Raw genomic sequence first — 8,363 nt, 5'->3', positions numbered from 1 at the left:
GGTCCCGCGCTCCAGGCCGCCGCCTGCGCATCCCTTCTCGATCTCGTTCACGCTGTCAAAGATCCCGCAGCCAACCCGGAACCGGGAGCCGCAAACCCCTGCGAGCCGAAGCCTCGGCTTCCGTCGTCGGGGGCTTTTTTTGAGGTCCGCCGCGCCGTTCGTTGCCGTCCAGCGCGTCGGGAGCCGGTATATAGGCCCCTGCGCCGAGCCTGTAAAGCGGTTTTTTTCACCGCCTGGAAAGCCGCTCGGCGAGCACGGCGAGCAGCCCGTCGAGGTCGACGGGCTTGCCGACATAGGCGTCGGCGCCGCGCCGCATCGCCTCGGCGGCGTCGCCCGGCTCGGCCAGGGCCGAGAGCATCACGAACGGCAGGCCGGGGTCGCCCGCCTCGCCGGCCCGTACCGCGTCGAGCACGCGCAGCCCGTCGATGACCGGCAGGCCGACGTCGCACAGCACGAGGTCCGGCCGGCTGGCACGGATCGCCCGCAGCCCCTGCGCCCCGTCCGCGGCCTCCACCACGGCGTAGCCCGCCCGCCGAAGCACCCTGGCGATCACCGAACGGATCACCGGCTCGTCCTCGATGCACAGGATCATGGGGCGCGGGGTCACGGGCGCGTCCGTCACGGCGCGCTCCCCGGCGGGCCGGCGACCGGCAGGCGCAGCACGAAGGTGCTGCCCGCCCCCTCCACGCTGTCGACGCCGACCACGCCGCCATGAAGGTCCACGATCATCTTCACGAGATGCAGCCCGATCCCGGTGCCGGCGATCGCGGCGCCGGTCGAGGCGCGGAAGTATTTCCGGAAGATGCTGGGCAGCTCGGCCTTCGGGATGCCGACGCCCCGGTCGCGCACCTCGATCACGGCAACGCCCCCGTGGCCGGACCCCACGACCTGGATCGGCCTGCCCTCGGGCGAGTATTTCACCGCGTTGGACAGCAGGTTGGAGAGCACCTGGTCGAGCAGGCGCGCATCCCCCGTCACGGTCGAGGGCAGGGCCGCGATGTCGAGATCGATGCGGTGGCCGGGCGCGATCAGCCCCTGGCGCTTGACCGCCTCGCGCACCAGGACGTGCAGCTCGACCTCCGTCAGGTTGAGGCGGAGCGTCCCCGCCTCCGCGCGCGAGGACGACAGCACGCTCTCCATCAGGTTGGTCATGCGCGCGACCGCGGCGCGGATGTTGTCGTATTCGCTCCGCCGCTCCGCCGCGTCCATCTCCCCGTCGAATCGCGCCAGCATCTGCACCACGGCGTCGATGATGGTCAGCGGCGTGCGGAACTCGTGCGAGGCCATGGAGAAGAAGCGCTGCTGCTGCTCGTTCAGGGTCTTCTCCTTCTCGAGCGCGGCGGCCATCGCCAGCTCCACCTCCTTGCGCCGGCTGATGTCGGTGCAGGAGATCAGGATGCAGGCCTCGCCGTCGAAGCGCATCGGGATCGCCGACAGCGACGCCCACAAGGTGCCGCCCTGGGCGGTGCGCAGCGCCGCCTCGAACTCCGCCACCCGTCCATCGCGCGCGAGCAGCGCCAGGAACGCCTCGCGCTCCGACAGCCGGTCGTAGAGGGTCTCGGCTCCTCCCTCCCCCGCTCCGAAACCGAACAGCCGGTCCGCGCTGTCGTTGGCGAACCGGATCGTGCCGTCGGCGTCGTCCAGGATGACGTGCGGCACGGTCGAGGCCGCGAGGATCGAGCGCAGGCGCGCCTCGCTCTCGACGAGGGCCGCGGTCCGCTGCTCGACGAGGTTCTCGAGATGGAAGCGGTGCTCCTCCAGCTCGCGCTCGACCCGCCGCCGCTCGGTGATGTCGCGCAGGATGGCGACGAACAGGCGTCCGTCCTCCAGCGACACCTGCGAGACCGACAGCTCCAGCGGGAAAACGGTGCCGTCCTCGCGCCGCCCCTCGACGACGCGCCCGCCCCCTTCGGCGATCCAGTCCGGCAGCGGGTCGGGCCGCCCCGCCTCGAACGGCACCGGCACCAGCATGCGGATGTTCCGGCCGATCACCTCCGAGGCGCCATAGCCGAAGATCCGCTCGGCCGCGGGGTTGAAGCTCTCGATGCTGCCGGTCTGGCTCAAGGTCGCGATGCCGTCGACGGCCGCGTCCAGGATCGCCTTCAGCCGGACCTCGGTCGCGACGCGCACGCGCCGCCACAGCACGGCCTCGGTGATGTCGGCGGCGCTGCCGCGATAGCCCGCGAAGCCGCCGTCCGCCCCCCGGACCGGGCGGCCGCTGACGCTGACGTAGCGGGTGCCGGCGTTGCGCAGGTTGAGGACGCATTGGAAGTCCCGGAACGGCACGCGTCCGTCGAGGCGGGCGTGGTGCTCGGCCCAGGCCTCCTCGTCGCCGGGCTCGCGCAGGGCCAGCTCCAGGAAGGTGCGGCCGCGGCACTCGCCGGCGAGGGAGGCGTCGGAGATGTAGGTGAAGCGGTGGTCGGGCCCGGTCTCCCACAGCCAGTCGGACGCGGTCTCGGCGAAGTCGCGCAGCCGCTCCTCGCCGAGGCGCCGGCCCTCGACGTCGCGCACCACCGCGACGCAGAGGCCGGCCAGCCCGGTCGACGGCGCCAGCGCCACCTCGGCCAGGAACCGGGTACCGTCGCCGCGCAGGGCTTCCAGCTCGCGCGTGCCGTCCGCGCGCGGATCGAGGCCCGGCAGCAGGCCGCCGAGCGGCCGGCCCGCCGGATCGGCGCCGAACAGCGCGCATGCCGCCGGGTTGGCGAGTGCTATCCGTCCGCCGGCGTCCCAGGCGAGCACGGCGCCCGGCAGCCGCAGCAGCAGCCCGGCCTCGGCGCCCGCCTCCACCTCCGTTCGCCCGTCCGCCACCCCGCCCCCCCTTCCGAAGCCGGGGCGAATACTGCCACGCCCCGGTTACCGGGAGATTGCCGCCGCGCCCCCGCAGTTAGGGGTTCCGGTCCGCGTCGCCAGCCTGTTATAAGGGACCGACGTCTCCGTAGCTCAGCAGGATAGAGCGACAGCCTCCTAAGCTGTAGGTCGTGGGTTCGAATCCCGCCGGGGACGCCACCTCCTTACTCCAGGCGACCCGGCAGATGGCCGGGTTCAGGGCGACGTCGCTTTCGTTCAGCGGACAGAATCTCTCGATGTTCAGGCGACGGAGCGGAGTTTCGTCCACTCGATCGCGTCGGCGTGAAGCCGGCGGTCGCTGATGACGTAGAGACGGTCCCCGGGGCCGGCTTCGTGGCTCGGGGAGGCGTTGATGATCGGGACCCCGCCGTCGTCCTGGAAGGCGATCAGGATGGCGTCGTGGTGCCGGCGGAGATGGTCGGCGAGGACGGCAAGCGTCACTCCGGAAACGCCGTCGGGAACGACGAAGCTGAAGATGGTCGCGTCGTCTATCGTCGAGGCCAGGGCCGCGAGAATCCTCGAACTGCCCGGATCCTGCATTGCGCGCACCACCTGGGGCACGGACGTCGAGACGACGCATTCGATCCGGGGTATGTGCGACGTCAGGAGCTTGGCAGTGCTCTCATCGGCGAAATAACAGACCATGTGCGCGGATTCGTTGTTCGCATCCCGGAGAACGGCGGAGGCCGCGAGTGCCGCTGCCATGGTCTGCTCGTCGTCGTCGGCATAGATCACGACATGCCTTGCCGTGGCGATCGAAGCCCGCCTCATCGCCTCCACATCGGCGAGGCTATCGGTCCGCACGAAGCGGATGCGCTCGTCGGGGCAGCGTTCGACGGCGCGTGCGAGGAGGATGATCTGCGCCGCGGGGTCGCCGGCGACGATCTCGTCGATCATGTGCCTGGTCCGCTGTGCGTGGTAGCCGATCAGGACCGAAGCGCCGTCGACCTTCGAGAAGTCAGCCATGCCGTTCATCCGCTTGTTCCATCTGTCCCAGAGGCTGCCGCCTACCTTGGTGAGAATCGTGCCGAAGAGCGCGATGCTGCCGGGGTAGAGCCAGAAGACCGCAAAGAGGCGAGAGGCATTCGTGCCGGGAGAAAGGTCTCCATATCCGATCGTCGTGGCCGTCGTTGCATAGAAATAGAGGAAGGTGATCGGGTGGGTGAATTTCTCTTCGCCCGACAGCACCATCAAGCCCCAGCTGGAGGCGAAATGAAACAGGAGGATGACGAGAACGGTCCGCCATGTGATCTCCGCGATTTCCACGTATACGGCACGCAGGAGGGCTGCGAGGCGGACATTCATCGGCGGAGCCTCAGGCGAAAAAATAGGGCAGGAATCGGCTGAGATCACACATGGTCATCGACCTGTTCTCGCGGATACCTCGTTGCTTTGGCCGGCATCAAGGTTTGTTTTTCCAAGCGGGCACCAAGAAATAGTTCGCGCGAGCTGTTACTGCGACGGTATTAACTCTGTTCGGGGGTATCGATCAAGACGGTATCTTGGCGGCCGACGGAAGGGATCGAAGTCGGGCCGGCCATGGCGCCGCCGCGTCCGCCCCGGCCGGTCCGGCGCGCTTCCCCACACGGCGGTTGCGGACGATGGCGGTTGCGGATGCCGGCGCGGTGTCGCACCCTCCTGTTGGCCCCGCCTTCCCCGTTATGTTAACTAGCGCGGTCCGCAACCGTCGAGCAGGAGCCCCCTTTTCCATGACCCTGGCCAAGAGATCGCGCTTCGACGCCAAGCGGACCGCGGAACGGGTCGCCCCGGACACCGCCTCGGACGCTGCCCCGAACGCCGCCGCCACCGGCGCAGGCGTGGCCGGCGCCAACGGGGCCACGCAGGCGGCTGCGTCGCGCGCCACCGCCCAGCGCAAGCGGACGCGCAACTTCGCGCGCCAGCAGAAGATCGCGGAACGCGCCGCCGCCGCCACCACGGAGATGGCGAGCAGCATCAGCGAAGCCGCGTCCGCGGCCGAGCAGCTCCGCCGGGCGATGGAGCAGATCGCCACGGGCGCGCAGCAGGCCTCGGGCGCATCCCACCAGTCCCTCGCCGCGATCACGGAGATCGTGGCCGCCCTGGCCCGCGCCCGCGAGAAGGCGGTCCAGTCCCGCGACAGGACCGAGCACCTGCAGGCCGTCCTCGCGGAGACCGGCAGCCGGATCTCGGACGCCCTCGCCAGCGTCGAGGCGAATGCCGGGCGGCAGGTCGTAGTCGTCGAGCGGATACGGAGCCTCGAACGGGAAGCCGCGACGATCGGCGAGCTGCTGCAGACCGTCGCCTACATCGCGGACCAGACCAACCTGCTGGCGCTGAACGCCGCGATCGAGGCCGCCCGGGCCGGCCAGGTCGGCGCCGGCTTCGCCGTCGTCGCCGACGAGGTGCGCATGCTCGCCGAAGCGGCGGAGAAGAGCGCGCGCGACATCGCCGAGCTCGTGGAGCGCATCCAGCACGAGGTCAGGGCCGTCGCCGAGGGGATCTCCGAGACGGCGGCGATGGCCCGCCGGGAGGTCGAGGCCGGCCGCGACGTGACCTCCATCCTCGCGCGCATTCGCACCGAGATGGCCGTGCTGGCCACCGGCGGCACGGAGATCGTCGCCGCGGCGCTGGAGGCCGACCAGGCCGCCGGGGAGGTGCAGAGGGGAGCCGAGGAGATCGCCGCCGCCGCCGAGGAGCAGTCGGCCGCGACGGAGGAGTCGCTGCGCAGCATCGCGCAGCAGAGCGAGGCCCTGGACCAGGCCCAGGTCGCCGCCCACGAGCTGGCCGTGGTCGCCGAGGACCTCCGCCACAGCGCCGACGTGGCCCGTAGCGCCGAGGACGTCGCCTCCGCCTCCGAGGAGCTGTCGGCGACGGTCCAGGAACTGTCCGGGGCGGCGACCCAGATCATGGCCGCGATCGACCAGATCAGCAGGGGCGCCGACCAGCAGTCGGCGGCGACCCACCAGTCGAGCGCGGCGCTCGCCCAGATCGAGAAGAGCGCCCGGATCGCCGAGGTCCGCGCGACCGCCGCGCTGGAGCGCGCCGATGCCATGGCCGGGCTGCTCGGCGACAGCCGCGCCCGGGTCGAGGCGATGCTCGACGGCGTCGGCGCCGCCCTCGACCGGACGCGCGAGAGCGTGCGGCTCGTCGGCGACCTCGAGCTGCTGGGCCGCCGCATCGAGAAGATCGTGGACGCGGTCAACTCGGTGTCCATCCAGACCAACATGCTCGCGATCAGCGGCTCGATCGAGGCGGCGCGCGCCGGCGAGCCCGGCAAGGGCTTCGCCCAGGTCTCGTCCGACATCCGCAGTCTCGCCCGGGAATCCGCCGAGGGCGCCGACCGCATCAAGGACACTGTGCGCGCCATCCAGGACCAGGTGGCGGTCGTCCGCCGCGACCTGGAGCAGACCGTCGCCGCCGGCGAGCTGGAGCTTCAGAGGAACAAGGGCCTCCTCGCCACGCTGGACGGCATCGGGGCGGACGTCGCCGCCGTCCGGTCCGGAAACGAGTCGATCCTCGGGGAGGCCGCCCTGGCCACGAGGGCGGTCCAGGAGAGCCTGGCCGGCGCCCAGGGCATCGCGGCGGCGGCGGAACAGGCGAGCCGCGCCGCGACCGAGGCGGTTACCGCCGCCCGGCAGCAGGCGCGGGGCGCGGAGGATCTGGCGGCGGCGGTCGAGGAGATCGCCTCCCTGGCCGACGAGCTGCAGAGCTCCGGCGAGTAGGCCGCATGTCGGCACTCGCCCATGACGCGACCGCCGGCGCCGGGCACGCCCGGGACGGCCTGAACACCCATCTCGTCTTCGAGGCGGGCGGCATGCGCTGCGCACTGCCGCTCTCCCGGGTCCGCGAGGTGGTGCGCTGCCCGGCGCTCACGCGGATGCCGCTGAGCCCGGACGGGCTCGAGGGGCTGGCGAACCTGCGCGGCACGGTGACGGCGGTGGTCGGGCTGCGCCGCGTCCTCGGGCTTCCGGATGCCGGGACCGGCGAGGCGGCCCGGATCCTGGTGGTCGAGGGCGACAGCCCCGAAGGCCTGCTGGTGGACCGGCTGCTGGGCATCCTCGACGTGGAGCCGTCCCTGATCGAAGCCGGCGGGGACGCGGACGCCCCCATCCCGCAGGACCATCTCGCCGGCTTTCTCCGCGGCGGGGAAGGCGAGCCGGCGACCTTGATCCTGGACGCCGACCGCATCCTGCGCAGCGCGCTCGCGCCGAGGGCCCGCACGTCCTCCGGCGGCGCCGGCCCGGCCACAGCGACCCACTCGCCGCCCGCCGCCGCGCAGGCCCTCGAGCGGCAGTTGATCAGCTTCGAGGTGGACGGCCAGGAATACGCTCTGCCGATCGGGCGCGTGCGCGAGATCGTCCGCATGCCGGAAGCCGTGTCCCGCATCCCGCACGCACGCGATCACCACCTCGGCGTCGTGTCGCTGCGCGGCCGGCTGCTGCCGCTCGTCTCGCTGCATGCGCTGCTCGACCTTCCCGGGGCGCCGCTCGGCCGGCGGGCGAGGGTCGTCGTCGCGGCGCTCGACGGCGACGTCGCGGTCGGCCTGGTCGTCGAGGCGGTCCGGGACGTCCTGCGGGTGCGCGAGGACGTCGCCGATGCGGTGCCGGCGCTGTTCGGACAGGAGACGGGCGAGGACATCGAGGCCATCTGCCGCCTCGACGGCGGACGGCGGCTGGTCTCGATCCTGTCCGCCGCCAACCTGCTGCGCGGCGACGTCCTCGCCCGCGCCCTGGAGGCCGGCGCCGCGCGCCGGGAAACGGCACGAGAGGAGCAGGCGGTGGACGGACCCGGCCACGAGACCGACCGCGATGTCGGGAAGTTCGTCGTCTTCCGCCTCGGACGGGAGCGCTACGGCCTGCCCGTCGGAGCGGTGGACGAGATCGTGCGGACCCCGGACGAGCTGATCCACGTGCCGGGCGCGCCCGCCCACGTGGCCGGCGTGATGAACCGGCGGGGCGCGGTCCTGCCCGTCGTCGACCTGCACCGGCGGTTCGGCCTGCCGGGAGCGCCCGCCACCGGCCGCAGCCACGTCGTCGTCCTGACCGTCGGGCAGACGCGCGCCGGCCTTCTCGTCGACGCCGCGACCGGCGTGCTCGCGATCCCGGCCCGGGCGATCGGGCCGGCGCCGGAGTTCGCGTCGGCCGCGTCGTCGGGTGCGCCCGTCGTCTCCCGCGTCGCCAACCTGGACGCGGGCATGGTCCTGCTGCTGGAGCCGGACCAGCTTCTGAGCCTCGACGATCTCGGCAGCCTGGCCGAGATCGGCGCCGGGAACCTGCTCGACGCGCCCGAATGATCCGGCTGCTCGTCGCGGACGATTCCGCCCTGATGAGGAAGCTGCTGACGCAGATCTTCGAGGAGGAGGGCGACTTCGAGGTCCGGACCGCCCGCGACGGCGAGGAACTGCTGGCGCTTGCCCGGACGTTCCGCCCGAACGTCGTGACGCTCGACGTCAACATGCCGGTCATGGACGGCCTGACCTGCCTCGGCCGCCTGATGGTCGAGACGCCCTGCCCCGTCGTCATGGTGTCCTCGCAGAC

6 protein-coding genes and 1 tRNA gene are annotated in these 8,363 nt (G+C 71.8%); 4 read left to right on the top strand and 3 right to left on the bottom strand.

Annotated features, from left to right (window positions below; genetic code table 11):
• Nucleotides 1-226: 226 nt before the first annotated feature.
• Both VGO20_RS23120 and VGO20_RS23115 read right to left on the bottom strand, forming a co-directional pair.
• Nucleotides 227-622, bottom strand: a complete 396-nt coding sequence (locus VGO20_RS23120) for a response regulator (protein WP_327504754.1) — start codon at nt 620-622, stop codon at nt 227-229.
• Nucleotides 619-2,808, bottom strand: coding sequence for a PAS domain-containing sensor histidine kinase (locus VGO20_RS23115; protein ID WP_327504753.1), 2,190 nt, complete (start codon nt 2,806-2,808; stop codon nt 619-621). The genes VGO20_RS23120 and VGO20_RS23115 overlap by 4 nt, the downstream gene beginning before the upstream one ends.
• Before the next feature lie 121 nt (nt 2,809-2,929).
• Here VGO20_RS23115 and VGO20_RS23110 point away from each other — a divergent pair.
• Nucleotides 2,930-3,006, top strand: a tRNA-Arg gene (locus VGO20_RS23110).
• 81 nt (nt 3,007-3,087) lie between these two features.
• On the opposite strand, the gene VGO20_RS23105 is transcribed toward VGO20_RS23110, so the two are convergent.
• The gene (locus VGO20_RS23105; protein ID WP_327504752.1) at nt 3,088-4,152 is read right to left on the bottom strand and encodes a potassium channel family protein; all 1,065 of its coding nucleotides are present in this window, start codon (nt 4,150-4,152) and stop codon (nt 3,088-3,090) included.
• 404 nt (nt 4,153-4,556) lie between these two features.
• Here VGO20_RS23105 and VGO20_RS23100 point away from each other — a divergent pair, with 404 nt between their 5' ends.
• The 3 genes from VGO20_RS23100 to VGO20_RS23090 form a co-directional block, all read left to right on the top strand.
• On the top strand, nt 4,557-6,548 hold the full coding sequence (locus VGO20_RS23100; protein ID WP_327504751.1) for a methyl-accepting chemotaxis protein: 1,992 nt from the start codon (nt 4,557-4,559) through the stop codon (nt 6,546-6,548).
• Between the two features lie 5 nt (nt 6,549-6,553).
• Nucleotides 6,554-8,119 (top strand): chemotaxis protein CheW, encoded by a 1,566-nt coding sequence (locus tag VGO20_RS23095; RefSeq protein WP_327504750.1) that lies wholly within the window; start codon nt 6,554-6,556, stop codon nt 8,117-8,119.
• Nucleotides 8,116-8,363, top strand: a 248-nt coding sequence (locus tag VGO20_RS23090; protein WP_327504749.1) for a response regulator, incomplete at its 3' end; no start/stop codon positions are given. The genes VGO20_RS23095 and VGO20_RS23090, both read left to right, overlap by 4 nt.

It is taken from the genome of Arenibaculum sp. (assembly GCF_035998295.1).
Classification (GTDB): Bacteria; Pseudomonadota; Alphaproteobacteria; order Azospirillales; family Azospirillaceae; genus DASYHS01.
Note: the sequence above shows the minus strand (reverse complement) of the source record. Positions and strands in the feature narration are given on the sequence as shown.

Bases quoted from the DNA above. Each gene is read 5' to 3' on its own strand.
- VGO20_RS23105 (WP_327504752.1), bottom strand. From the start codon at position 4,152: ATGAATGTCCGCCTCGCAGCCCTCCTGCGTGCCGTATACGTGGAAATC.
- VGO20_RS23100 (WP_327504751.1), top strand. From the start codon at position 4,557: ATGACCCTGGCCAAGAGATCGCGCTTCGACGCCAAGCGGACCGCGGAA.
- VGO20_RS23095 (WP_327504750.1), top strand. From the start codon at position 6,554: ATGTCGGCACTCGCCCATGACGCGACCGCCGGCGCCGGGCACGCCCGG.